This window comes from Larkinella sp. (assembly GCF_965227735.1).
Lineage (GTDB): Bacteria > Bacteroidota > Bacteroidia > Cytophagales > Spirosomataceae > Larkinella.
Genome location: NZ_OZ245776.1, coordinates 1,116,466 through 1,139,718, shown reverse-complemented (window position 1 = coordinate 1,139,718; position 23,253 = coordinate 1,116,466). Strand labels below are relative to the sequence as shown.

Annotated in this window: 27 protein-coding genes; 17 read left to right on the top strand and 10 right to left on the bottom strand. The window is 50.8% G+C overall.

Annotation, left to right across the window (positions count from 1 at the left end; genetic code table 11):
- Positions 1–8: 8 nt before the first annotated feature.
- Positions 9–671 carry a YggS family pyridoxal phosphate-dependent enzyme gene (locus ACO064_RS04530; protein WP_421830990.1) on the bottom strand — a complete coding sequence of 221 codons (663 nt, stop codon included), beginning with the start codon at positions 669–671 and terminating at the stop codon, positions 9–11.
- A gap of 167 nt (positions 672–838) precedes the next feature.
- Between ACO064_RS04530 and ACO064_RS04525 the strand changes: the two genes are divergently transcribed.
- The 9 genes from ACO064_RS04525 (at position 839) to ACO064_RS04485 (ending at position 8,316) form a co-directional block, all read left to right on the top strand.
- Complete coding sequence (locus ACO064_RS04525; protein WP_421826208.1) at positions 839–1,783, top strand: hypothetical protein; 945 nt, start codon at positions 839–841, stop codon at positions 1,781–1,783.
- Positions 1,784–1,919: 136 nt separating this feature from the next.
- Positions 1,920–2,303, top strand: coding sequence for a 30S ribosomal protein S6 (gene rpsF, locus ACO064_RS04520; protein WP_114405045.1), 384 nt, complete (start codon positions 1,920–1,922; stop codon positions 2,301–2,303).
- A gap of 2 nt (positions 2,304–2,305) precedes the next feature.
- Positions 2,306–2,557 (top strand): 30S ribosomal protein S18, encoded by a 252-nt coding sequence (gene rpsR / locus ACO064_RS04515; protein ID WP_038117645.1) that lies wholly within the window; start codon positions 2,306–2,308, stop codon positions 2,555–2,557.
- A 109-nt stretch (positions 2,558–2,666) separates the two neighbouring features.
- A complete protein-coding gene (gene rplI, locus ACO064_RS04510; protein ID WP_150879981.1) occupies positions 2,667–3,110 on the top strand; it encodes a 50S ribosomal protein L9 in 444 nt (147 codons plus the stop codon).
- An 80-nt stretch (positions 3,111–3,190) separates the two neighbouring features.
- Positions 3,191–4,204, top strand: a complete 1,014-nt coding sequence (locus ACO064_RS04505; protein ID WP_421826207.1) for a GSCFA domain-containing protein — start codon at positions 3,191–3,193, stop codon at positions 4,202–4,204.
- A 29-nt stretch (positions 4,205–4,233) separates the two neighbouring features.
- Positions 4,234–5,343 (top strand): Mrp/NBP35 family ATP-binding protein, encoded by a 1,110-nt coding sequence (locus tag ACO064_RS04500; protein ID WP_421826206.1) that lies wholly within the window; start codon positions 4,234–4,236, stop codon positions 5,341–5,343.
- A gap of 78 nt (positions 5,344–5,421) precedes the next feature.
- Positions 5,422–5,688, top strand: a complete 267-nt coding sequence (locus ACO064_RS04495; protein ID WP_138992395.1) for a NifU family protein — start codon at positions 5,422–5,424, stop codon at positions 5,686–5,688.
- 134 nt (positions 5,689–5,822) lie between these two features.
- Positions 5,823–7,508: a D-alanine--D-alanine ligase family protein gene (locus ACO064_RS04490; protein WP_421826205.1), complete on the top strand. Its 1,686-nt coding sequence runs from the start codon at positions 5,823–5,825 to the stop codon at positions 7,506–7,508.
- Positions 7,509–7,521: 13 nt separating this feature from the next.
- Positions 7,522–8,316 carry an SDR family NAD(P)-dependent oxidoreductase gene (locus ACO064_RS04485; protein ID WP_421826204.1) on the top strand — a complete coding sequence of 265 codons (795 nt, stop codon included), beginning with the start codon at positions 7,522–7,524 and terminating at the stop codon, positions 8,314–8,316.
- 73 nt (positions 8,317–8,389) lie between these two features.
- On the opposite strand, the gene pepT is transcribed toward ACO064_RS04485, so the two are convergent.
- Both pepT and ACO064_RS04475 read right to left on the bottom strand, forming a co-directional pair.
- Positions 8,390–9,637, bottom strand: coding sequence for a peptidase T (gene pepT, locus ACO064_RS04480; RefSeq protein ID WP_421826203.1), 1,248 nt, complete (start codon positions 9,635–9,637; stop codon positions 8,390–8,392).
- A gap of 32 nt (positions 9,638–9,669) precedes the next feature.
- Positions 9,670–11,265 carry a peptide chain release factor 3 gene (locus tag ACO064_RS04475; RefSeq protein WP_421826202.1) on the bottom strand — a complete coding sequence of 532 codons (1,596 nt, stop codon included), beginning with the start codon at positions 11,263–11,265 and terminating at the stop codon, positions 9,670–9,672.
- Between the two features lie 181 nt (positions 11,266–11,446).
- Here ACO064_RS04475 and ACO064_RS04470 point away from each other — a divergent pair, with 181 nt between their 5' ends.
- The 4 genes from ACO064_RS04470 to ACO064_RS04455 all read left to right on the top strand — a co-directional run bounded on the left by ACO064_RS04470 (position 11,447) and on the right by ACO064_RS04455 (position 13,483).
- Entirely contained in the window at positions 11,447–11,950 is a 504-nt protein-coding gene (locus ACO064_RS04470) for a SixA phosphatase family protein (RefSeq protein ID WP_421826201.1), read from the top strand.
- Positions 11,947–12,165 (top strand): hypothetical protein, encoded by a 219-nt coding sequence (locus ACO064_RS04465; protein ID WP_421826200.1) that lies wholly within the window; start codon positions 11,947–11,949, stop codon positions 12,163–12,165. Before ACO064_RS04470 ends, ACO064_RS04465 begins: the two co-directional genes overlap by 4 nt.
- A 54-nt stretch (positions 12,166–12,219) precedes the next feature.
- Positions 12,220–12,813, top strand: coding sequence for a class I SAM-dependent methyltransferase (locus tag ACO064_RS04460; protein ID WP_421826199.1), 594 nt, complete (start codon positions 12,220–12,222; stop codon positions 12,811–12,813).
- A gap of 130 nt (positions 12,814–12,943) precedes the next feature.
- On the top strand, positions 12,944–13,483 hold the full coding sequence (locus tag ACO064_RS04455; RefSeq protein ID WP_421826198.1) for a hypothetical protein: 540 nt from the start codon (positions 12,944–12,946) through the stop codon (positions 13,481–13,483).
- Positions 13,484–13,582: 99 nt separating this feature from the next.
- Here ACO064_RS04455 and xerD read toward each other — a convergent pair whose 3' ends face one another.
- The gene (xerD, locus tag ACO064_RS04450; protein ID WP_421826197.1) at positions 13,583–14,479 is read right to left on the bottom strand and encodes a site-specific tyrosine recombinase XerD; all 897 of its coding nucleotides are present in this window, start codon (positions 14,477–14,479) and stop codon (positions 13,583–13,585) included.
- Between the two features lie 102 nt (positions 14,480–14,581).
- Between xerD and aroQ the strand changes: the two genes are divergently transcribed.
- Genes aroQ through ACO064_RS04430 form a run of 4 tightly spaced genes read left to right on the top strand, consistent with a single transcriptional unit; the run spans position 14,582 to position 17,083 of the window.
- A complete protein-coding gene (gene aroQ, locus ACO064_RS04445) occupies positions 14,582–15,010 on the top strand; it encodes a type II 3-dehydroquinate dehydratase (protein WP_114405031.1) in 429 nt (142 codons plus the stop codon).
- 25 nt (positions 15,011–15,035) lie between these two features.
- Positions 15,036–16,043, top strand: a complete 1,008-nt coding sequence (locus tag ACO064_RS04440) for an aminotransferase class V-fold PLP-dependent enzyme (RefSeq protein WP_421826196.1) — start codon at positions 15,036–15,038, stop codon at positions 16,041–16,043.
- Entirely contained in the window at positions 16,037–16,600 is a 564-nt protein-coding gene (locus ACO064_RS04435) for a MarC family protein (RefSeq protein ID WP_138992385.1), read from the top strand. The genes ACO064_RS04440 and ACO064_RS04435 overlap by 7 nt, the downstream gene beginning before the upstream one ends.
- A gap of 18 nt (positions 16,601–16,618) precedes the next feature.
- Positions 16,619–17,083, top strand: coding sequence for a hypothetical protein (locus ACO064_RS04430; protein ID WP_421826195.1), 465 nt, complete (start codon positions 16,619–16,621; stop codon positions 17,081–17,083).
- A 74-nt stretch (positions 17,084–17,157) separates the two neighbouring features.
- Here ACO064_RS04430 and ACO064_RS04425 read toward each other — a convergent pair whose 3' ends face one another.
- The 6 genes from ACO064_RS04425 to ACO064_RS04400 all read right to left on the bottom strand — a co-directional run bounded on the left by ACO064_RS04425 (position 17,158) and on the right by ACO064_RS04400 (position 23,140).
- A complete protein-coding gene (locus tag ACO064_RS04425; protein WP_421826194.1) occupies positions 17,158–18,843 on the bottom strand; it encodes a proton-conducting transporter membrane subunit in 1,686 nt (561 codons plus the stop codon).
- Between the two features lie 97 nt (positions 18,844–18,940).
- Positions 18,941–20,356 carry a HAMP domain-containing sensor histidine kinase gene (locus ACO064_RS04420; protein ID WP_421826193.1) on the bottom strand — a complete coding sequence of 472 codons (1,416 nt, stop codon included), beginning with the start codon at positions 20,354–20,356 and terminating at the stop codon, positions 18,941–18,943.
- Positions 20,357–20,386: 30 nt separating this feature from the next.
- Positions 20,387–21,064 (bottom strand): response regulator, encoded by a 678-nt coding sequence (locus ACO064_RS04415; RefSeq protein WP_421826192.1) that lies wholly within the window; start codon positions 21,062–21,064, stop codon positions 20,387–20,389.
- A gap of 748 nt (positions 21,065–21,812) precedes the next feature.
- Positions 21,813–22,142 (bottom strand): YtxH domain-containing protein, encoded by a 330-nt coding sequence (locus ACO064_RS04410; protein WP_421826191.1) that lies wholly within the window; start codon positions 22,140–22,142, stop codon positions 21,813–21,815.
- A 49-nt stretch (positions 22,143–22,191) separates the two neighbouring features.
- Positions 22,192–22,479, bottom strand: coding sequence for a YtxH domain-containing protein (locus ACO064_RS04405; RefSeq protein ID WP_421826190.1), 288 nt, complete (start codon positions 22,477–22,479; stop codon positions 22,192–22,194).
- Positions 22,480–22,972: 493 nt separating this feature from the next.
- The gene (locus ACO064_RS04400) at positions 22,973–23,140 is read right to left on the bottom strand and encodes a lmo0937 family membrane protein (RefSeq protein WP_138992380.1); all 168 of its coding nucleotides are present in this window, start codon (positions 23,138–23,140) and stop codon (positions 22,973–22,975) included.
- Positions 23,141–23,253 lie beyond the last annotated feature (113 nt).

Here is a 23,253-nt window from a genome sequence, read left to right as displayed (position 1 = left end):
GGGTTGTGTCAGTTTCTTGTTCCAAATATCGCACTTCCAACCCGTACCATTGTGCTGCCTTCTTCAATTGCGATCAAATAATCGCTGCTCATGCCCATTGAAAGCTCCTGAAAAACCACATTCGGTTTCTGAAGGGTGCTGAGCCGGTCGAAGAGCTGCTTGAGCGTTCGAAATTCCTGCCGGATTTGGGCTTCGTCGTCGGTGTTGGTCGCCATGCCCATCAGGCCCACAATGCGGACATTGGTTAGTTGGTCGAGTTCCGGGGAATTCAGCAGGGCGTCGGCTTCCGCTTCGTCAAAGCCAAACTTGGTTTCTTCCTGTGCAATGTGAATCTGGAGCAGACAGTCGATGACGCGGGCGTGCCGGACGCCCTGTTTGTTAATTTCTTCCAGCACTTTCAGGCTATCGACCGAATGAATCAGACTGACAAACGGCGCCATGTATTTCACCTTGTTGGTTTGCAGGTGCCCGATGAGGTGCCATTCGATGTCGGCGGGCAACTGTGGTTGTTTCTCGACCATTTCCTGCACCTTGTTTTCGCCAAAACGCCGACAGCCCGCGTCGTAGGCTTCCTGTAGCAGGGCGACCGGTTTGGTTTTGGTAACGGCGATCAGCTTGGTCTGTTCGGGCAGTTGCTGTTCAATCTGCTGGATGTTCGTGGCGATGGTCATTGTCTGATTACTCAATTTTGGGCAAAGATAACGGATGCAACCTAAATCCTTTCGACGGTAATTTAAGGGACAGTTGCCGGAAAATAATGGCCGGTTTTATTGAAAAAAGTACAGGAAAGCCTTACTTTACGCCAAATAACGCGAAACAAATCAAGTAATACTCATCGATGGAGTCGTATAACCAGGACCGACGTAATAACCGTAAAAATTACTTATTAGTGGCTTTAGGGATTCTGGCCGCCCTGAATTTGCTGCTCCTCTATTTCTATTACCAGGAGAGACAAACCAATAAGAGCCAGCAAACTACCCTGACTGATAAAACCCAGGAAATGCTGGTGACCAAGACCCGCCTGGATTCCATTTCGACGCAGTTGGATGCAAAAATTTCCGAAATTCAATCGCTCGGAGGCCGGGTCGATTCGCTGTTGAAAGTGAAAGAGCAACTGGAAGCCGACAAGCGAAACCTGCGGAATGTGGCGGCTTTCGACATCAAGAAATACGAAGGGAAAATCAAGGAATACCTGGCTATTCTGGACGAAAAAGACAAGGAAATTGGCCAGCTCAAGGAAGAAAACAGCATCCTGACGTCGCAAAACCAGACCCTGACGGAAGAGAACACCAGTTTGAAAAACGAACGGCAGGCGCTGAACGACACCGTGACGACAATTGCCGAAAAAAACCGGGAACTGGCCGAAAAAGTAACCCTGGCATCGGCCCTGAAAGCGGAAAACCTGGCGGTGAACGCCATCAACCGGCGGGGTAAGGAAAGCGATGGCGGTGAATACCGCGCCCGGCGCATCGAAAAAATAAAGATTTCGTTCCGGCTTTCGACTAATCCACTGGCGCAGGAAAACGAAAAAGAGATTTTTCTCCGGATTCTGGACCCCAGCGGGTCGGTTATTGCGGACATGGCCACCGGTTCCGGTCAGTTTATTTTCAGCGGGCAGGAGATGGTCTATACGGCCAAACAAACCATTGCCTACGATAATACCGGGCAGCAGGTGGCCTTCATCTATGGCCGGGGCAACATCCCGTTTAAAGAAGGCGCTCACCAGATCGAACTGTATTCGGAAGGGTTCAAAATCGGGCAGGGCGAGTTCACGGTGAAATAACGAACCGGCTGAAAACCAGCCTGAAAAGAGAAAGGGACGCGGGATAAAAAAAACCGTTCGTCCCTTTCTCTTTTCAGGCATTCTTACTACCTTTGCGTCCTCATTTTGAAATCATTATCCATTTAACACAATTGTCATGCAGTTCACAAAGAACTATGAGACGGTGTTCATTTTAACTCCCGTTTTATCTGAAGTTCAGATAAAGGACACTGTCGACAAGTTCCGCAAGATTTTAACCGATAACGGTGCGGAAATTGTTAACGAAGAGAGTATGGGCCTGCGCAAACTGGCGTACCCGATCCAACACAAGAATACAGGCTACTATTTCCTGTTTGAGTTTTCGGCTGAAACGAAGGTTCCCGAAGCACTGGACATCGAATTCCGTCGGGATGAGCGCATCATTCGCAACCTGACCACGGTTCTCGATAAGCACGCACTGGCGTACAACGAACGTCGTCGCAAAGGACAACTGGGCAAAAGCAAACAACAAACCGAAAAAGCAGGAGAGGAGGCCAAATAATCATGAGTCTGCAGAACGAACCCGTTAGCAAAAACGAAAACCGGAAGAAATACTGTCGTTTCAAAAAATCCGGCATCAAATACATCGATTACAAGGATCCCAACTTCCTGCTGAAGTTGCTGAACGAGCAAGGCAAAATCCTGCCCCGCCGGATCACCGGAACCAGCCTGAAATACCAACGCAAAGTGGGTCAGGCCGTTAAACGCGCTCGGCACCTTGCCTTATTACCGTACGTAGGCGATTCACTGAAATAAGTTTAAGGTGTTCGGTTTACGGTATACAGTTTACGGAGTTCTGCTTGTCTGAAAACCGTAAACCGTTTACTGAAAACCGTATTCCATAAACTGACAACTCATTCATATTATGCAAATCATACTGAAAACCGACATCGCCGGACTGGGTTTTAAGAACGACACTGTTGAAGTTAAACCCGGCTATGGCCGTAATTACCTGATTCCGCAGGGATATGCCGTGATGGCAACGGATTCGAACAAGAAAGTGGTGGCCGAAAACATTCGCCAGGCCGCTCACAAAGCCGAAAAAACCAAAAACGACGCCCTGGCCATCGCCGAAGCGATCGGACAACTGGAATTGAAGATTCTGGCGAAAGCGGGCGAAAGCGGTAAAATCTTCGGACGGGTTACCAACACCCAGGTGGCCGATGCCCTGAAAGAAAAAGGATACGACATCGACCGGAAGAAAATTACGATCGATGAAGCCAAAGTTCTGGGTTCCTACAACGCCATCGTCAACCTGCACAAAGACGTAAAACAAACGATTAAGTTTGACGTGATTGCGGCTGAATAAATGATGATAATCAGCACGTTATCGTGTGAATTTTTTAAGGCGGTTCGGAGCTTTTCGAACCGCTTTTTTGTTAGTATAGTATGGACTTTCGTACTGAACTATCGCCGGAAAAACTACCGGCTTTGATCCGGCCCGACGCCCGGGTGGTGACCATTGGCTCCTGTTTCGCCGACGTGCTGGGCCGCCAGTTGACCGACAACAAAGTGGCTGTGCGGAGCAATCCGTTCGGAACCCTGTTCAACCCGGTTTCCATCGCTAAACTCCTGCTGGCTTCCCTGCACAATGCCGGGCCTGATCCGGATCTGTATGTGGAACGCGACGGCTTGTGGTTTCATTACGACTTTCATTCTACCTTCTGGGGCCGCAGCCGTGATGAATTGCGGGATCGGCTCACAGACTTGCTGACTCAAACCGGCGACGCACTCCGAACCGCCGATTGGCTTGTGCTGACGCTGGGAACAGCAACCGTGTACCGACATCTCGAAACCGGCAAAGTGGTGGCCAACTGCCAGAAAATGCCCGGTTTTCTGTTTGAAAAATACCTGTATGCTTACGAACACGTTCAGCAAACGCTGACCGATCTGGTGAAAAAGTTGAAACGGGTCAATCCGGGTTTGCAGATCCTGCTGACGGTTAGTCCGGTGCGGCATACCAAAGACACCCTGCCGCTGAATCAGGCCAGCAAATCCATTCTGAGGGCCGTTAGTCACGAACTGACGGTTTGGAGCGAACAGGTGCATTATTTTCCGGCTTACGAGATCATGCTGGATGATTTGCGCGATTACCGGTTTTATGAGGCCGATCTGATTCATCCCAATGCAGTGGCCGAAACCTATATTTTTGAAAAATTTGCCGAATGCGCGTTTGATGACGAACTTCGCAGCTTTATAACCGAGTGGCAAACCCTGCGGAAGTCGATGGCGCACCGGCCTTTCCACGAAGGAACAGAATCGCACCGGCGATTTCTGGAAAAGCTGCTTCAACAACTCGATGCGGTTTCCCCAAAAGCCGATGTTACCCGGGAGAAACAGGAAATAGAAAGCCGGTTGCGGGCATTCAAAACGATTGACCCGGGCGCGAACCAGGCCGCCTGATTCGCTGTTTACCCAACAGACCTGTACTTATGTCAACGTATAAACTTACCAAAGAAAGTGTTTTAAATGCCCTTGGGCACGTCGAAGAACCGGATTTGAAGCGTGATTTGGTTACGCTCAATATGGTGAAAGACATTGAGTTAGGCGTTGATCAGGTGCGGTTTACGGTGGTGCTCACCACCCCGGCCTGCCCACTAAAAGAACTGATTCGCAAACGCTGTGTCGATGCCATTCATACCCACATCGGCCCCGACATTGAAGTGATTGTCAACCTCACGGCGGATGTGAGTTCGACGCGTTTCAACGCACCGGTTTTGCCGGGTGTGAAGAATATCATCGCGATTGCGTCGGGCAAAGGCGGAGTTGGTAAATCAACCGTAACGGCCAATCTGGCGGTGGCTTTGTACAAATCCGGCGCGAAAGTCGGGATTATCGATGCGGATATTTTTGGCCCCTCGATTCCCGTCATGTTCGGAGCGGAGGAACTGCAACCCGCGGTAGGGCAGGTAGACGGCAAGAATATGTTGCAACCGATTCAGCAATTTGGCGTTAAGCTGATGTCGATCGGTTTTCTGACGCCGAAGGACAACGCCATCGTTTGGCGGGGACCAATGGCAAGCCAGGCGTTGCGGCAGTTTTTTGCGGACACCAACTGGGGCGAACTCGATTACCTGCTGATTGACCTGCCGCCCGGTACGAGCGATATTCACCTGACGCTGGTGCAAACCGTTCCCGTGACCGGCGCGGTTATTGTAACCACTCCTCAAAAAGTGGCGCTGGCCGACGCGACGAAGGGGCTGGCGATGTTCCGGCAACCGCAGATCAATGTGCCGGTTTTGGGCGTCATCGAAAATATGGCCTATTTCACCCCCGCCGAACTGCCTGACTCGAAATACTATATTTTTGGCAAAGGCGGTGGTCAGTTGCTGGCTGATAAGTTCGACGTGCCGCTGTTGGGCCAGATTCCACTTGTGCAGAGCATCCGGGAAGCGGGTGATGACGGCAAACCGGTTGTGACTGAAAACGATCCGGTAACCTCGGGGGCTTTCCGGTCGGCGGCTGAAGCCCTGGCGCAGCAGATTTCGGTGCGGAATGCCACCCTTGACAAAACCCGTCCCGTTGAAATTGTTCGCCAATAAGCCGTTTTGATTGGATTTAAGAGGGAAAAAACGTATTTTTACCATCAGTCATTTGACCACCTTTTGTTTATTGTTCGCATGGAAACCGTACTGGATAACGAAATATTGATCGATCGTATCGAAAAAGCGCTGAATGGCATCCGGCCGTATCTGGAAGCAGATGGTGGCAACGTAAAGGTGCTGGAAGTGACGAGCGATAAAGTAGTCCGGCTGGAACTGGTCGGCGCGTGTGGCTCCTGCCCCATGTCGACCATGACCTTCAAAGCCGGGTTGGAAGAAGCAATTTTGAAAGCCGTTCCGGAAATTACACGGGTCGAAGCCGTCAATCTGACCCCGGCGTTTTAAACCATATTTTAGTGTACTTGCTATCTTTTAAGACTTTTGGCCGCTTTTCCATCGGGAGAGCGGCTTTTTTGTTATTTTGCGCCCTAGTACCCATTCTTAATTCACTCACAGACTGAAGTCCGTGGGTACCTACAATGAAAATAGGAATCTTCTTCGGTGGCCCGTCGCGTGAGCGGGAAGTCTCGTTTGCGGGCGGTCGCACGGCCCTGGCCCATATCGACAAATCGCTGTTTCAGCCCGTCATGGTTTTTGTGGATGGGTTGGGTAATTTTATTTTGATTCGGGAAGAGTTTCTCAGCAAAGGCTCGATTCGGGCGTTTTATCCGCAGCAAACCGACCCCACGTTCAGCGTTTACATCGAATCGTTAGCCGGTTTATCCGATGAAGAGCGGGAACAGCAAATCCGGTTAATCGGTCAGCGCATCCAGCCGCAGGAATTCAGCCAGCACTTTGATCTGGCCTTTCTGGCCATGCACGGCCCCGACTGCGAAGACGGCGGTATTCAGGGTTTGCTGGAGTGGTACAAGATACCGTATACCGGACCGGGTCTGATGGGTTCGGCGGTGGGAATCAACAAGATTCTGCAAAATGAATTGATTGCGCTCGTCAATGGGCAGCAGAAAAAAATGTCGGTCATCAGCCGACCCGATTGGGATCAGGCGGACAAAGCCGGGGTATTTGAGTCGTTGCAAGGGTTGCTGGGTCTGCCCATCGTGGTGAAAGCTCCGCATCAGGGCTCGTCGATCGGGGTGGTGATTGTTCGGGAAAACGACCTGCGCCAGTTTATCAAAGCCGTCGATCAGTGTTTCTTCCGGCAGGAAATCGACCTGGAACGCTGGAAGCAGTTTTCGGAAGAGGAGAAAACCGCCTTTGTGCAGGAGGTGACTGAACTGGATTCCGGCATTGGCTATCCGGTTGTGATCGAAGAAACCGGCGAATTTATTGACCATCCCCAGGATCTGCTCGAAAAAGCGGATTCCTGGGCATCTTCGGGTTATCAAACGCTTGTGATTGGATCGGCGAATTCCGAAGATGATGTGCTGTTTGAGGAATTTGTCAGTGGTCAGGAGTTTTCCTGCGGGGTGATTCAGGACGACGATGGAACGGCGGTTGCGTTGCCCCCAACCGAAATTTACAACGTTACGAGCTTCGATTTTAAATCAAAATACCAGTCCAATACGACCAAAAAACGGATTCCGGTTGAAACCAGTCTGGAACACAACCGGGCCATTCAGTTGAGTGTCGCCGAGGTCTTTACGCGTCTGGGCATGAACGTGTGTGCCCGAATCGACGGTTTTTTGACGCCTGATCAGGCCAACGAACCGGGGCGGGTGTTGCTCCACGATCCGAACACTATTCCCGGCATGTCGCCCACCTCGCTTATTTTCAAGCAAATGGCCGAGATTGGCCTAAACGTCACGCAGGCTATTACCTATTTCATTCGCCAGTCGTTGCGTGAGCGCATCCGGACGGGCAAGGATACCATTCGCCTGCGCCAGCAACTGGCCGATCTGGATGGTCGGATGGCAGACCGTAAAAACCTGCATCTGCCGACGGAGGAGTTTCTGGTGGACACCACCGCCGAAGCCGTTGATGCGGCCTGGCTGGAAGCGAAAACCTGGTATGGTTTCCACGGTGCGCAGGGCCAAACCAAACCGGTGGTTGTGCTAAAAACCGCTCAGGATCGGCACGCATTGCCGGTTAATTTGTTGTTCAAGGACACGGTTTCTGAAGTGTTGGAAGCACTGGCTAAACCGATACATCCGCTGATTCTGGAAACCCGGGAGCGAGCCAGAACGATTACGGAACGGTATTCTTAAACACAACGAAAGTATGGATTTGCAATTGAGCGGAAAAACCGCCCTGGTAACCGGTTCAACGGCCGGTATTGGTCTGGCTGTTGCCAAAACACTGGCTCAGGAAGGGGTCGAAGTAACCATCAATGGCCGAAACCGGGCGCGCGTCAATGCCGTAGTTCAGCAGTTATCGGACGAATTGCCCGGCACCCGGTTTCGGGGCATTGCCGCCGATTTTAGTAAGATCGAAGAGGTGAACGCCTTGCTGGCGGAATTGCCCGAGGTTGATATTTTGATCAATAACGTCGGAATTTTCGAGCCCAAAAACTTTGCGGACATTCCGGATGAAGACTGGATGCGGTTTTTTGAGGTGAATGTATTGAGTGGCGTCCGGCTTTCCCGTCATTATTTCCCGAAAATGTTGGCCAAAAACTGGGGCCGCATCATCTTTGTGTCCAGTGAGTCGGCTCTTCAGATTCCGACCGAAATGATTCACTACGGCACCACCAAAACCGCCCAGTTGGCGATCTCGCGGGGACTGGCCGAGTTGACGAAAGGAACGAACGTAACCGTCAACTCCATTTTGCCGGGGCCAACCTTCTCCGAAGGCGTCGGCGATTTTATCGGAAATATGGCGACAATGAACCAGGTTTCGGTGGAAGATATGGAAAAGGATTTCTTCAAGAATGCCCGACCGACGTCCATTATTCAGCGGTTTTCGACCACGCAGGAAATCGCCAATATGGTGGCTTATCTGTCCAGTCCGCTGGCATCGGCGACCAACGGGGCCGCAATTCGGGTCGATGGGGGCGTGACGAAGACGATTGCCTGATCCAGATTGACAGTCATAAAAGAGGGTTCGGAAGGATGTTTACTCCTTCCGAACCCTCTTTTATGTCAGGCGTCTATTCTGCTTTTTCCTCCCAAACCTGGCACAAATTCACAATCACCTCGACGGCTTTCTCCATATCCTGAACCGACACCCATTCCAGACGGGAGTGAAACGCGTGTTCGCCGGCGAAAATGTTGGGGCAGGGGAGACCCATGAACGACAGCCGCGAACCATCTGTTCCGCCCCGGATGCTTCGCCGTTCGGGCGTCAACTCGCTCCGGCGGATGGCTTCGAGGGCATTGTCAACAACCGCCGGATGCTGATCCAGCACTTCCTTCATGTTTCGATATTGTTCCCGCACCTCAAAGGTGGCGCTGGAGTTGGGGTAATTCGTCAGAACAGCATGTAGAAGATTTTGAAGATTCTCTTCCTTTTCGTGCAAACCGCTCACGCTAAAATCCCGGATGATGAACTCGACCACCGCCTGATCCTGATTGCCTTCGAGATGGCCCGGATGAACGAAGCCCTCATGGCCTTCGGTGGTTTCGGGCGAGAGCGAATCTTTGGGCAGGGCGGCCAGCAAATCGGCGGCAATTTTTAGCGCATTTTCGAGCTTGCCTTTCGCAAAACCGGGATGGGTACTTACACCCTGAATCACGATTTTGACCGCATCGGCAGAAAACGTTTCGTCTTCCAGCGTGCCGAGCTGCTCGCCGTCGATGGTATAGCCAAAGTCTGCACCGAGCTTTTTCATGTCCACTTTTTCCGTTCCGCGCCCCACTTCTTCATCGGGCGTAAACAGCAAGCGAATGGTTCCGTGTTTGATAATCGGGTGATTAACAATCAACTCCGTAGCTGCCATGATTTCGGCGACACCGGCTTTGTTGTCGGCACCGAGCAGGGTCGTTCCGCTGGCGGTGATGATGTCATTGCCAATCTGATCATGTAAATCCGGGTGATCGGCCAGCCGGATGATCTGCGTCGGGTCGTCGGGCAAAACCATATCGGAGCCATCCCAGCCGTGGTGCGTCAGCGGTTTTACACCCTCGCCCGTCACGTCGGGCGACGTATCCATGTGGGCGCAAAAGCACAGAACCGGCACATTCGGTTTGTCAGTATTGGCCGGAATGGTCGCATAAACGTAACCATACTCGTCCAGTTCGGCATCCGTAATACCGATTTCGTGCAGTTCTTCAACCAGAATCCGGCCCAGATCTTTCTGCTTTTCAGTCGATGGATTGGTCGTTGACCGTGGATCGGACTGGGTATCAATTTGGACGTAACGAAGAAAGCGACTGGTAACGGATGTATTTTGGAACATGGTGTAAAGGCTAAAGTTGAGTGCGGAGAACGTTAGGCTTCCACCGCCGTCTTAAATTCCGAGGTAAAGTGAAACTTGATGTCGGGGTTATTCTGCATGTTCATCCGCAGAATCCAGTCCGATTCGGCCAGAAAAACCGGGTTGGCGTCTTTGTCGTAGGCAATGGCCAGGCCCTTCAGCCGGATAAATTCGTCCAGTTTCTTCTTGTCGTCCGACGTCAGCCAGCAGGCTTTGGAAACCGGCATGGTGGTCCAGCGGCATTTGGCCCCGTATTCGTGTTCGAGCCGGTACTGAATCACGTCGAACTGTAGTTCACCCACGGTTCCGACAATTTTCCGGTTCCCGCTCGTCATCGTGAACAACTGGGCGACTCCCTCGTCGGTTAACTGCTGAATTCCCTTTTCCAGTTGCTTGGATTTCATCGGGTCCGAATTGATCAACTCCTTGAAAATCTCGGGCGAGAAACTTGGAATGCCGACGTAACGCATGTCTTCGCCTTCGGTCAGGGTGTCCCCGATTTTGAACGAACCGGTGTCGTACAGACCGACAACATCGCCCGGAAATCCCTCATCCACAATGCTTTTGCTGTCGGCCATGAAACTAAACGGGCTCGAAAACCGCACGTCTTTGTCGAGCCGGGTGTGGTGATAAAATTTCCCCCGTTCGAAAACCCCCGAGCAGATGCGCAGAAACGCGATCCGGTCGCGGTGGCGGGGGTCGAGGTTGGCGTGAATCTTAAAGACAAACCCGGTGAATTTCGGTTCGTCCGGAAACACAACGCGTTTGTCGGTGGCGCGGGCGATGGGTTCGGGCGAAATGCTGCAGAACGTATCCAGCAATTCTTTGACGCCAAAATTATTGACCGCTGACCCGAAAAATACCGGGGCCACTTTGCCCGCCAGGTAGGTTTGCCGGTCGAATGGATCGTAAATGCCTTCAATCAGTTCGGCGTCTTCGCGCAGTTGTTGGGCATCGCGCTCGCCCACTTTTTGTTCCAGAACCGGCGAATCGATGTCGATTTCGAGAATGTCTTCTTCCACTTTCGTTTTGTTGACACGGAAGAAATTCATCGTTTTGTCATACAGACTGTAGACACCTTTAAAATCCGATCCCATGTTGACCGGCCACGTCAGCGGTCGAACGCGGAGGTTGAGTTTGGATTCCAGTTCGTCCAGCAAATCGAATGGGTCCTGGCCTTCGCGGTCGAGTTTATTGATGAAAATGATCACCGGCGTATCGCGCATCCGGCACACTTCCATCAGCCGCTCGGTTTGCTCTTCCACGCCTTTCACACAGTCGATGACGAGGATAACGCTGTCGACCGCCGTCAGGGTGCGGTAGGTATCTTCCGCAAAATCTTTGTGACCCGGCGTGTCGAGAATGTTGATTTTGAGGTCTTTATACTCAAATGTCATCACCGATGTGGCGACCGAAATACCGCGTTGTTTTTCAATTTCCATAAAGTCGGAAGTGGCCGACTTCTTGATTTTATTCGACTTAACGGCGCCGGCGGTTTGGATAGCGCCCCCGAAAAGCAGCAGTTTTTCGGTCAATGTCGTCTTTCCGGCATCCGGGTGACTGATAATCGCAAACGTTCGGCGACGGCTGATTTCCTGTGTCGTACTCATTATGGTCAGAATGGCCGCAGTAGCAAGCCATGTATGGTGCTTAATTTGGCGTTAAAACACAAAGATACGAATTTTTCAGGGGCGGGTTCAGCAACAATCCAAAGACTCGGCGAGTTGACTGATTGTCTTTTCGACAGAATTAGTAGTTTTGGAAAAAAACGACTTAGCTTAACCTAAGCACATGAAGAAAACATTATACCTCGTCCGTCATGCCAAAGCGGAAGATCGGGCGAGTTTCCAGCGTGACCACGACCGCGATCTGGTTCCGGAAGGCATTATGGCAGCCGCCCGCGTCGGACATCATCTGGCCGGGCAAGGCATAAAACCGGACTGTCTGATCAGCAGCACTGCCAACCGCGCCCGGGATACCGGAAAAGTGATGGCCGAACAGTTCCACATTGATCCGGATCAAATGGTATTGGAGCCGAAATTGTTCGATGGCGGGCCAAAAGCGTATATTGCGGCCATTAACGGCGTAGATAAACACTGCCAATCCGTGATGCTGTTCGGTCATAACCCCGATATTTCGTATTTCGCGGAGTACCTGACGCACGCTGATGTGGGTTCAATGAGCAAGGGAGCCGTGGCCATCATCGAATTTGAGAACCTGGACTGGGCGGCCATATCCGGTCGGACGGGGCATCTGGTGGATCTGGTTTCGCCCAAAAAATTGAAAGAATTATGAATAAAAATCGTCGCATCCTGTTTATCGCGGCCCTCATCTTTACCCTCATTGTTATTTTTGTAGCCATCGACATGGGAAGACGAACGACCGCGCCCTGGAACAAAAAACGCCAGCTCGAACGCGCTTTGCCCACTGAGCCCGACGGAACGGCCCTGGACTCGACCGCGCTGGATGTGGCCGATACGCTGTTTGTTGAGGACAGCACAAGTCGCTAGGGCGGCATTTTTCGCCTGAATTTCTCCCTTTTTGCCGAACCCATCCAAAACCGTATGCAAGCCCTCACTTCATTTTTCAAACGTAAAATACTTCGTATCGATCGCGACCGCTGGAATTATCAGTATGACAAAGGCTTGTGGGATGGACTGAAAGGACTCGACGAACTGGCCCGGTTCAGTGTCATTGTGGGCTACATTAAATTTTTGAAACCCGGTCAGCCGGAAATTCTGGAAATTGGCTGTGGGGAAGGCTTTTTGCAACAGCGGCTGCAAACCCAGAACTACGGCCGGTTTGTGGCTTTCGATATTTCCGATAGCGCCATCAAAAACGCGCAGGCCCAGGCCGACGAAAAGTGTACGTATCTGGTGGCCGATATGGACAAATATGTGCCGACCGGGCAGTTTGACATGATTGTTTTCAACGAGTCGATCTATTACAGCAAGCACCCGCTCAAGACCCTCCAACGGTTTGCTACCTACCTCAAAGCGAACGGTTTACTCATCGTTACCATCAACGATCACAAACACAGCGACACGCTTTGGCAGAGTATCAAAGACGGTTTTGAACTGATGGACGAAGCCACCACCATCACGTCTAAATCCACCTGCGTCTGCAAAGTGTTGCTGCCGAAGAGAAATGATGGGTGATGAATGATGAACAATGAATTAAAAAGACCGATGTGCTTTAGATCGTGATAGCTCCGCTTTAATTCATCGTTCATCACTCATCATTTTTTCTGGTACACCGTTTGTGTATAGCCATGCAAAAAAACTTTTTATGGATATTATTTTAGGAATAGGATCGCGGGTGCAACACGCCGAGTTTGGTGTCGGTGTAATAATTAATGTAAAATCGAACGGGTATGTTGTGACTTTTGTCGAATCCGGCGTCAAAATAGTAAAGCTGACCACCCCACTGGAGGTGATCGAACTGGTGGAACTGGACAACGATCTGGTGAGCCTGTTCGACGTGGAGCAGTCCCTTTCCCGAATCCTGCAGAAATGGGCGGATCTTTCGGAAGTTGTGCCGCTGGGCGATAAGTGGAAAGGGGGGAAGATGATTTTAAAACCGGGTCGAACGGATCTGGCGTCGAAGGAAATACCGATTGATGCGTTCTTTCACAAAATTGTGATGATGCGCGACCGGTTGCGGGTGTTGGAACAACGCATCAACGCCAGCTCGATAGATGATGAAGAAAAAGTCAACATACAACAATACATTACCCGTATTTATGGCAGTATGACGTCATTTAACGTATTATTCAAACAACCTGAACAGTACTTTTCCGGTGACAAAACCGCCGGGGAATCTTCTTAACTATTAAAAGCTAATGTGATTTGGGTTAGGGTTAACCGACGAGATTAGTACCCGCTATTTTTGATGGCGGGTACTTTTGTTTTCCAGGCTTGGTAATTTTTAGGATCGGGGGTGAAAATCCGTAATGATCTGCTTTAAATAATCACGGTCGAGGTGGGTGTAAATCTCGGTGGTCGTGATGGATTCGTGGCCGAGCATCTGTTGCACCGCCCGCAAATCGGCCCCGCCTTCGATCAGATGCGTCGCGAACGAATGCCGGAACGTGTGCGGGCTGATTTCCTTTTGAATACCGGCCGCAATGGCCAGTTTTTTGATGGTTTTGAATACCGACACCCGCGACAGCGAACTCCCCCGCAGATTCAGGAAAACCGTATCTTCGGCTCCTTTTTGGATTTCCAGTTGACTCCGAACGTGATCGACGTAAAGCGTGGTGTGCTTGATGGCGTCTTTTCCAATCGGCACCAGCCGCATTTTGTTGCCTTTTCCGCTGATGCGGATAAAACCGACTTCGAAATAACAACTGGTCAGCCGTAAATCCAGGAGTTCGGAAACCCGCAGCCCGGAACTGTACAGCACTTCGATCATGGCGCGGTCGCGGGTGCCTGCGGGCGTAGACAGGTCGATGGCACTCAGAATGGCTTCTATTTCGGGAAAACTCAGGGTGTCGGGGAGTTTTCGGCTCAGTTTGGGGCCATCAATGAGTTGTGTCGGGTCGGTTTGAATCTCGTTTTCCAGCAGCAGAAATTTGTAGAAGGCTTTCAAACCGGAAAGAATCCGGGCCTGCGACTGGGCCGACAAGCCGAGATCGGTCATATAGGCCAGAAAATTGAAAATCAGGTCTTCTGTGACCTGCGTCGGGGGCACCGGATCGCCGGTTAACGCCAGAAATTCGTGTAACTTGCTGATATCATGCAGATAGGCTTCCACGGAATTTTCGGCCAGCGAACGTTCCAGTTTCAGGTAGTTTTTAAAAGCGTTAATGTAACTTTGCCACACAGTATCATCGACGGAGTACAGATTGCGAAGTACGGTTTAATTCCCGAAACCGCCATCATCGGCATCCGTAATTCGTCATCCGGCGGCTTTACCCTTCTATTCATGAAACAGATTCTGATTCTAAACGGCCCTAACCTCAACCTGCTGGGGAAACGTGAACCCGAAATTTACGGCAGCCGCACCTTTGTCGACTACCTGGAAACCATCGAACAGGCGTTTCCCGACGTGCAAATCCGGTATTTCCAATCCAACCACGAGGGCGAGCTGATCGATAAAATTCACGAACTGGGCTTCACCATCGACGGCATTGTGATCAATGCCGGGGCGTATACGCACACCTCCATTGCCCTGGCCGATGCGCTGTCGGCGGTTCCGGCCCCGGCGGTCGAAGTGCATATTTCCAATGTCCACGCCCGCGAATCGTTCCGGCACCACAGCTATTTGTCCGCGAAATGCAAGGGCGTTATTCTTGGATTGGGGTTGCTGGGGTACGATCTGGCGGTGCGGTATTTGCTGAGTTTGGAAAAGTAACAACCAGAAATTCAGTATAGTAACAATGATTACCTTTTATCCCGGTCCGTCTAAAGTATATCCGCAGGTGGCCGACTACGCGCAGGAGGCCATTCGGTCGGGCGTCGTGAGTCTGAATCACCGGTCTGAAGGTTTTATGGACATCGTGAAGGAAACGCTGCTGTTGCTGCACGATAAAATGGCCATTCCGGCGGACTATCACATTGCGTTTGTCTCATCGGCCACGGAGTGCTGGGAAATCGTCGCCCAGTCGCTGACGGTGACCACGAGCCTGCATCCTTACGGGGGCGCTTTCGGGAAGAAATGGATGGAATATGCCCACCGGATCAAACCGATGATTTTGCCGGGCGAAGCGGATGTGTTGTGTGTGTTGCAGAACGAAACGTCCAACGGAACACAGGTGCGGATGGATACCCTGGCTCAGTTTCGGCGGGAATTCAGCGGTTTGATTGCCGTCGACGCGGTTTCGTCGTTAGGCGGTCTGGCATTCGACTGGTCGCTGGCCGATGTCTGGTTTGCTTCGGTGCAGAAGTGCCTGGGTTTGCCCGCGGGGTTGGCCGTGTTGATTTACTCGCCTGATGCGCTCAAACAGGCGGAGATCATCGCCGACCGGCAGTATTACAACAGCCTGCTGTTCATCCACGAAAATATTACAAAATACCAGACGCAGTTTACGCCGAATGGGTTGGGTATTTATCTGTTAATGAGGGTATTGCAGCAGGTTTCGCCCATTTCAGAAATCGATGCCCTGGTGCGCAGCCGGGCGGCTGACTGGTACGAATTGATCGAAAAGGAAACCGCCTGGGAATTGCTGATCGCAAATCCAGAGCTGCGGTCGGACACCGTGATTGCCGTTCAGGGGAGTGAAGAAGCCATTCGGGCCGTGAAAACCGCTGCACAAAAAGCCGGGATTACGCTCGGCAATGGGTATGGTGACTGGAAAGCGAACACCTTCCGGATTGCCAATTTCCCGGCAATTGAGGAATGGGAAATAGATGCGTTAAAACAGTTTTTGCGGGGCTACTTATGCTGAATTTTAAAGAAATCATTTCCGTCACGCTCATTCTGTTTTCGGTCATCGATGTGGTCGGTTCGCTGCCGGTCATCATCGACCTGCGCAAGAAAACCGGCAAAATCGAGTCGGAGAAAGCTACGCTGGCGTCGGCATTGCTCATGGTGGCGTTTCTGTTCGTGGGGGAATCCATTCTGAAGCTGTTCGGTGTCGATGTGTCGTCGTTTGCCGTGGCGGGTGCGCTGATCATCTTTTTGCTGGGGCTGGAAATGATTCTGGGCCGGAACATTTTCAAAGCCGATGATCATGGGGCCGGTGCCACCCACATCGTCCCGATTGCCTTTCCGCTCATTGCCGGGGCCGGCACCATGACAACCATTCTTTCGCTCAAAGCGGAGTATGCAACGGCCAATATTCTGGTCGGTATTTTGATCAATCTGGTGCTGATTTACGCCGTTCTGAAGTCGTCGGCCTGGATTGAAAACCGGCTGGGGCCGGGCGGAATCAATATTCTGCGGAAGGTTTTCGGCATTATTTTGCTGGCTATTTCGATCAAACTCATCAAAAATAATTTTTAATCACTGTCATCCAGGTCAATGCAAACGCCCGATTCATTAAACGCTGTTGCCGAATTTCACCGGACTTTTCACCACCCGGTTTTAGAAACCCCCCAGATTCCGTCCGAAACCCGCTGTCAGCTTCGCGTTGCGCTGCTGACCGAGGAATTGAAAGAACTGGAAGTCGCCATTCTGGAAAAAGACCTCGTGGAAGTGGCCGACGCGCTCTGCGATTTGCAGTATGTGCTGGCCGGTGCTATTCTGGAATTCGGGCTGGGTGACCGCTTCAAAGCCTTGTTTGACGAAGTCCAGCGTTCGAACCTCAGCAAAGCCTGTCTGACGGTGGAAGAAGCCGAGGCAACCGTTCAGCATTACCAGGCAAAAGGCGTTGACTGCCACTACGTGGAGTCGGACGGCAAGTACCTGGTGTATCGCACAGCCGACAACAAAACACTGAAAAACGTCAACTATTCACCGGCCTCGCTGGAAGGGTTTCTGAAATAAGTTACAAAAGTCAGGCCGGTCGATTGACCGGCCTGAGCTTGAAATAACCTAAATAAATTACAGATAATTGAGGGTTACCCAAACTCGTGTTCTTTTTTGGGTTTGCGAAACGAGTTGGGCGAATGACAATCGATGTGGACAGGCTTCTGCGGTTTTGTCCGAATCCACAGGACGAAGAGCGCGGCTCCGACCAGCGTGGCTCCCATACTGCCGACATACACCAGCATGGGAACAGCCGCGCCGATCGGATGCAGGTCGGTAACGTACAGTGCTACCACGTTGCCGGTGAGTTTCAGGAAAAACGTAGGCCAGATGCCGATCGTTAGAATGAAAAGGCTTGCCAGCCACTGCGGAACCAGCAGGTCGTCGGTTACTTCCTGGGCGCGCGCTGCAGAATCGGAGTGGGGAGTCCCCAGAAATACTGTTTCAAAGACTTTCCTGAAACCCATCACCGTGAAGCCGCTGAGCAGGGTAAGTCCCGAAAAAACCGCCCAGATCACCAGATTCAGCACGCCAGTATGCAGGGTAAGGCCCTTGATAAGCCCGCGATAAATCAAAAATTCAGACACGAAACCGTTGAAGGGTGGTAATCCGCAGAGGGCCAGTGTACCGAGGAGGAATAGAAACGATGTTTTGGGCATGGTTCGGATCAAACCGCCTAACTGGTCGATATTCCGGGTGTGCGTAGACCGGTAAATGGCGCCGACACCAAAAAACAGCAGCGACTTGGACAAGGCATGGTTGGCGATGTGTAAAATACCCCCCGTAAACCCCAGCGCGGCCAGGGCGGGAAGATTAAAAGCAAGGCCCAGTAATCCGGCCCCGATTCCGATTCCGATGATTCCCGTATTAGTGATGCTGTTGTAGGCCAGCAGTTTTTTGCCATCGTGTTGGAGAAAGGTGTTCCGGCTACCAACCAGCCCCGACAGGAGCGAAAAGGCCAGCAGAAGCAAGGCGATGGGAGCCAGATCGGTATGGATATACGTCAACACCCGCAGGATGCCGTAAAGACCCATCGGGGTCAGTACGCCCGACAAGATGGCCGAAACGTGGGTTGGTGCTGTTAGCTGCGTTTGAGGGAGCCAGCTATGCAAGGGAACGAAACCCGCGTAACTGCCGAATCCGATAAAAAAGAGTAGAAAAACCGGTAACGGCTTGTGGGTCGTGAAATAGGCACCGAGGCTATCGAAACCGAAAGAATATCCTTGCGAACCGGCGATCAGCAGGGCCGCCAGAATGAACGCAAACCCCATTTGAATCTGGAGCAGATACGCGTAACCGGTTTTCAGAATATCTTTCCGTTCGCCCTCGAATACCACCAGCCCGAATGCGGCCACGGCCATCAGCTCCCAGGAAATCAGAAAAGCGGTTCTGCCACGCAGGGTGCAAACCAGAATCATGGACAGATGGAGCCAGAGGAGTGCCAGGTGGTGAAACGACAGTTGACGCTCCGATTGGGTTTGCCGGTACAGCTTCAGATACCCGTTGGCATACAGCACGCCCATGAGAATGGTCAGGTTGATGACAACCAGAAAAAAGGCTGACAGACTATCGATATTGACGGGCAAAAGAAAACCGGCCCGCTCCAGCAGATTGAATTGCATCAGCCCACCGGCCGACAGCGCGCGGAAAGCCCAGGAAGAAGCCGTAACAATGAGGAGAATATGGAGAAACAGGCTGAAGTAGTACTTCGTCTGCCCCCGGAACAAAAAAACGCCCAGGCTACTTGCAGCAGTAAGGATGAAAACAGCAGACTCCATGTACAAGTGGCTTGTAACTCTGAAGTCAAAGTTGACGAAACGCTGTTAAAAGTGAATTAAGGTCAAGTTAAAAACAGGTTAAATTGGCCGGTAGGGCTTATTCGTCCAGTTCAAAGGCCACCGGTTTTTCGATGGTGACGGTTTTGCGAACCGGTACGGTTACCTCCACGGAAGTGCCCTTTCCGATCTCCGATTCCACCCGGATCTGACCCTTGTGAATGGTGATGATGCGGTGGGTGAGGGCTAGCCCGATGCCGTGGCCGATGATGCCGGAGGTGGTTTCGGAACGGAAAAAGGGCTCAAACAAATGGGGAATGTCTTCCGGCGGAATGCCGTAGCCGTGGTCGGTAAACGTCAGTCTGATGTCGTCTTCGCCCGCGTTGAGCGTCACCACCATGTGCCGGTCTTTCGAATACTTACAGCCGTTTTCGATCAGGTTCTGGAAAGCCATTTGCAGGAGCGATTCTTCGCCCATCACAATCAGTTCTTCCTCGTTACCGGGTAGTTTTTCGTATTCGATATCGATCCGGTATTCTTCATTCTTTTGCAGCAACCGGCTGCGCCCCTGCCAAAGCACTTCGTCGACCCGCACCGGTTTGAACGACAGCGTGGCTGCGTCGGCATTCACCCGCGCCAGTTCGAGCAGGCCATTGACCAGGTTGTTCATTTTTTTGCCTTCTTCCAGAACACTTTCCAGGGCCTGCTTGTATTCGTATTCCTTGCGGGGCTGCATCAGGGCCACATCGACCTGACCCATCATCACCGTCAGCGGGGTGAGCAGTTCGTGTGAGGCATGGGAAACGAAGTTTTTCTGAAGAATAAACGCCTGCTCCAGTCGTTCGAGCATTTCATTGAACGTGGCCGCCAGTTTGGCCAGCTCGTCCTTGGGTCGTCCGATGCGCAGCCGGGCGTAGATGTTGGTGGCTGAAATGTCGTTGACCTGATCGATGATGTCGGAAACCGGTTTAAGCGCATCGCCGGCAAAAAACCACCCCGCCAGCAGCACAATGCCCATACTGACAACCCAACTGATTACCAGAATATCCCGCAGCCACTCAATTTTGGTAAAACCGTAGCGGTCGATGGCCGTTGCCACCACCACCAGAATGCGGTTATGGCGGTCGGTAAACCGGACGCCGAGGGTTTCTACCATGCCGTTGCGCCTGAAAATTTCCTTGCCATTCCGAACCTGTTCCAGAAACTGGAGCGAAACCACCTCCCGTTTGGAATCGGTCGAGTGCAGAATCCGGTTATCGGGCAAAAAGATGGTTACATGCCCTTTGTAGAGCGACATGTAATTCAGTTCGATCTGCTGCAGCATTTTATCCGTAATTCCACTCACCTCTACATTTTCCAGCAACTGGGCGGTTGCAAAAGCGTTCTGTCGGAGACGGTCGTAGAACTCCCGTTCGCGGTACTGATCGAATAAATAATAAATCGTGAGGGAAAACAGCAGGATGATGGAACCAACCAGCAGCGCAAAAAGGACAGTGAGCCGGGTTCTGATGTTCATGGCAGTAAGGCGACAGGAGGCTGCGGGTCGCTATTCCTCTTTTAACATGTATCCCATCCCGATGACGGTATGAATCAGTTTGACCGGGAAGTCTTTATCCACTTTTTTGCGCAGGAAATTGACATACACATCAATGACGTTCGTGCCGGTGTCGAAATGGATGTCCCACACTTTTTCGGCGATGTCGATTCGGGAAACAACCCGGCTCCGGTTGCGCATCAGGTATTCCAGCAACGCAAATTCTTTGGCGGTGAGTTCAATTCGCTTGCCGCCCCGCCGGGCAATTTTTTCGTTCAGGTCCAGTTCCAGATCGGCCACTTTCAGAAGGTTCGCTTGCTGGCTTGTGTCGATCGTTCGTTTGCTCAAAGCGCGCAGCCGGGCCAGCAGTTCGCGGAATTCGAAGGGTTTGACCAGATAGTCGTCCGCTCCGGCTTCAAAACCGGCCACTTTGTTATCGAGCGAACCCATTGCCGTTAGCATCAAAATGGGCGTTTTAATGTTTTCGGATCGTAATGATTTGGCCAGGTCGTAGCCGTTTATTTTCGGAACATTCACATCCAGAACAATCACATCGTAATTGTTGCTCAAGGCCATCGTTCTTCCAATTTGCCCATCAAATGCCACATCAACCTCAAACGACTGTTCTTCCAGGCCCTTTTTTACGAATGAAGCCAGTTTAGGTTCGTCTTCTACTACCAGAATTTTCATACTTGCTGAGACTAGCTTATTCCGAAGTGAATAAATCAAGGTCGAAATACCATATATAACGCAATAAAACAAAAAAGCTACCCGAAATATATGTTCAGGCAGCTTTTTTCATCCTATCCACACCATTCAAAACTAATTCGCATCAGCTTTGAAGTTCAACCTCCCTGTTGTAAGAAACTAGCTGACTTACAGCGGAAATTTGATGATCAAAAGTAGCGGGGGTAGATTAAACCGAAGTTAAAGACAGGTTAAAATCAGGTGAAAAGCCGGACACATACAAAACAAAAAAGCTATCCGAGACTGCCCGAATAGCTTTCCGACTATATCCACACCATTTAAAAACAGCCGCCCGTTCAGGCTTAGGCTGTCTTTAGTTGCGACCCGACTGTCAATCGGATCTATATCTTTAATATGTTGTTTCTACAATTAGTATGCAAATATAATAGTTGTTTACAGCATAGACATTAAAATTTATCCAAAAAATCGAAGAAAACTACTTAGTTATTTTCTGGCTTCTCCGGAAACCAGTTCGATTTTGTTGGAAAACCGCGATTCTGCTGTTAGAAATGCCGTTTTTTTGTCGTTTGCCAAAATCTGCCGGTGAATTGACAACCACAAGTTGCAGATAAATTGAGTAACAAAAAAGCGAAACGTCAGGATTCCCGACGTTTCGCTCTATTTCATAGCGTTGAGTAAATCAAATGAGTGGGATGGAAGCCCTGGTTTGAATCCGCGGGCGACAGTCCGCTTAGTCGACTTTGAACGACTGCTTGGCAGAATCTACGCCACTGTGTGCCTTGTTGGCCAGGTTGTCGACGGTGTCGTTGAACTTCTCTTTCTTGGTTTCGCTTTCATCCTGCAGTTTTCCAGTCCACTGGTTTACCTGTGATTTTACCTGCTCAACCTGGGTTTTCACCTGCTCGACGCCCTTGTTCCATTGATCCTGAAGATCTTTCGTGCGTTTGTCGGCTTCATCCTGAATCCACTGCCGACTTTCCTGGCCACTCTTGGGGGCCGTCAAAATGCCTGCTACTACGCCTGTGATGAACCCTAACAGAAAATCTCTTGAACTTTTCATGGTGTTTCCTAATTTATGTTTGCGACTTTTAAAGGTAGCAAATTAGTAATTAATGTTTAGAATTGCGTTCCACCCGTTCAACCGCTCCTTTTGTCCGGGAAGCGACTGTATCGACAGCATCATTGTATTTCGACGACAGGTTATCCCGGGCATCGTCATACTGATTCCGGATGCTGTTGAAGCCATTCGAAATAGTGTCCTGCAAGTCTTTCAGAAACTTGTCTGAATCATTCGTGATTTTTTTGCGGGTATCTTTCCCACTACGCGGTGCCAATAAGAGACCCAGGGCTGCACCTGTTAATATCGCAACTACCAGTCCACTGAAGTTCGGTTTCATAACCTTTCAAACGGTTTAAGTGAAAAACTACCGCTCACGGCGGATATTACTCTTCTGTATAGAAAAATTCGTACCATACTCCCTTTCCTTTCCTAAAATAGGGAGATAAGTGTTTGATTACCAGTCTGATTTAATTTTATTTTTGAAGATGGTTCATTTGCCTGATTCCCGAAGGGTTGAGGAATATTTTCTACAGATTGTAGAATTGGCTTGCTGATCGACCCCGACTTACTACCTGCTTGCTGCCCGGTTATTCTGGCTTAAAGCTGATGCCGGGGGCCTCATGAAGGGGGAGTGGGCAACCGGGAGCGAAAACAACAAAAAATCCCTGCACTCAAATCTGATGCAGGGATTCCGTACCCACCGTAACTTGTACTTAACCTAAAATGAAACCACCTAAACCTAAACGTGTCGCTCATGAACTTTTTGAAGCGATTGTATCGATGTTTAATTGACCCAAAGGCCAACGGCGTTTTTAAATGATGTGAGAATATCAGACTCCCCTGCCGCGAATAACACGGAGAAGAATGGCAACGATTGCGATTACCAGTAAGATGTGGATCAGGTTATTGCCAGCGATGCCGGCACCGAGTATGCCAAAAAAACCTAAAGCCCAGATAATGATTAAGATTACTGCGACTGTATAAAGTAAGTTTCCCATAGCGTTCGGTTCAGAGTCAAAATGTTAAATAATCGTTGCTTCTGTCTCCTACGTATGAAAATCTTATGCCAAAGGCATTCTAATTCGGCTACTATCGTTAAAAAGTGCAAAAA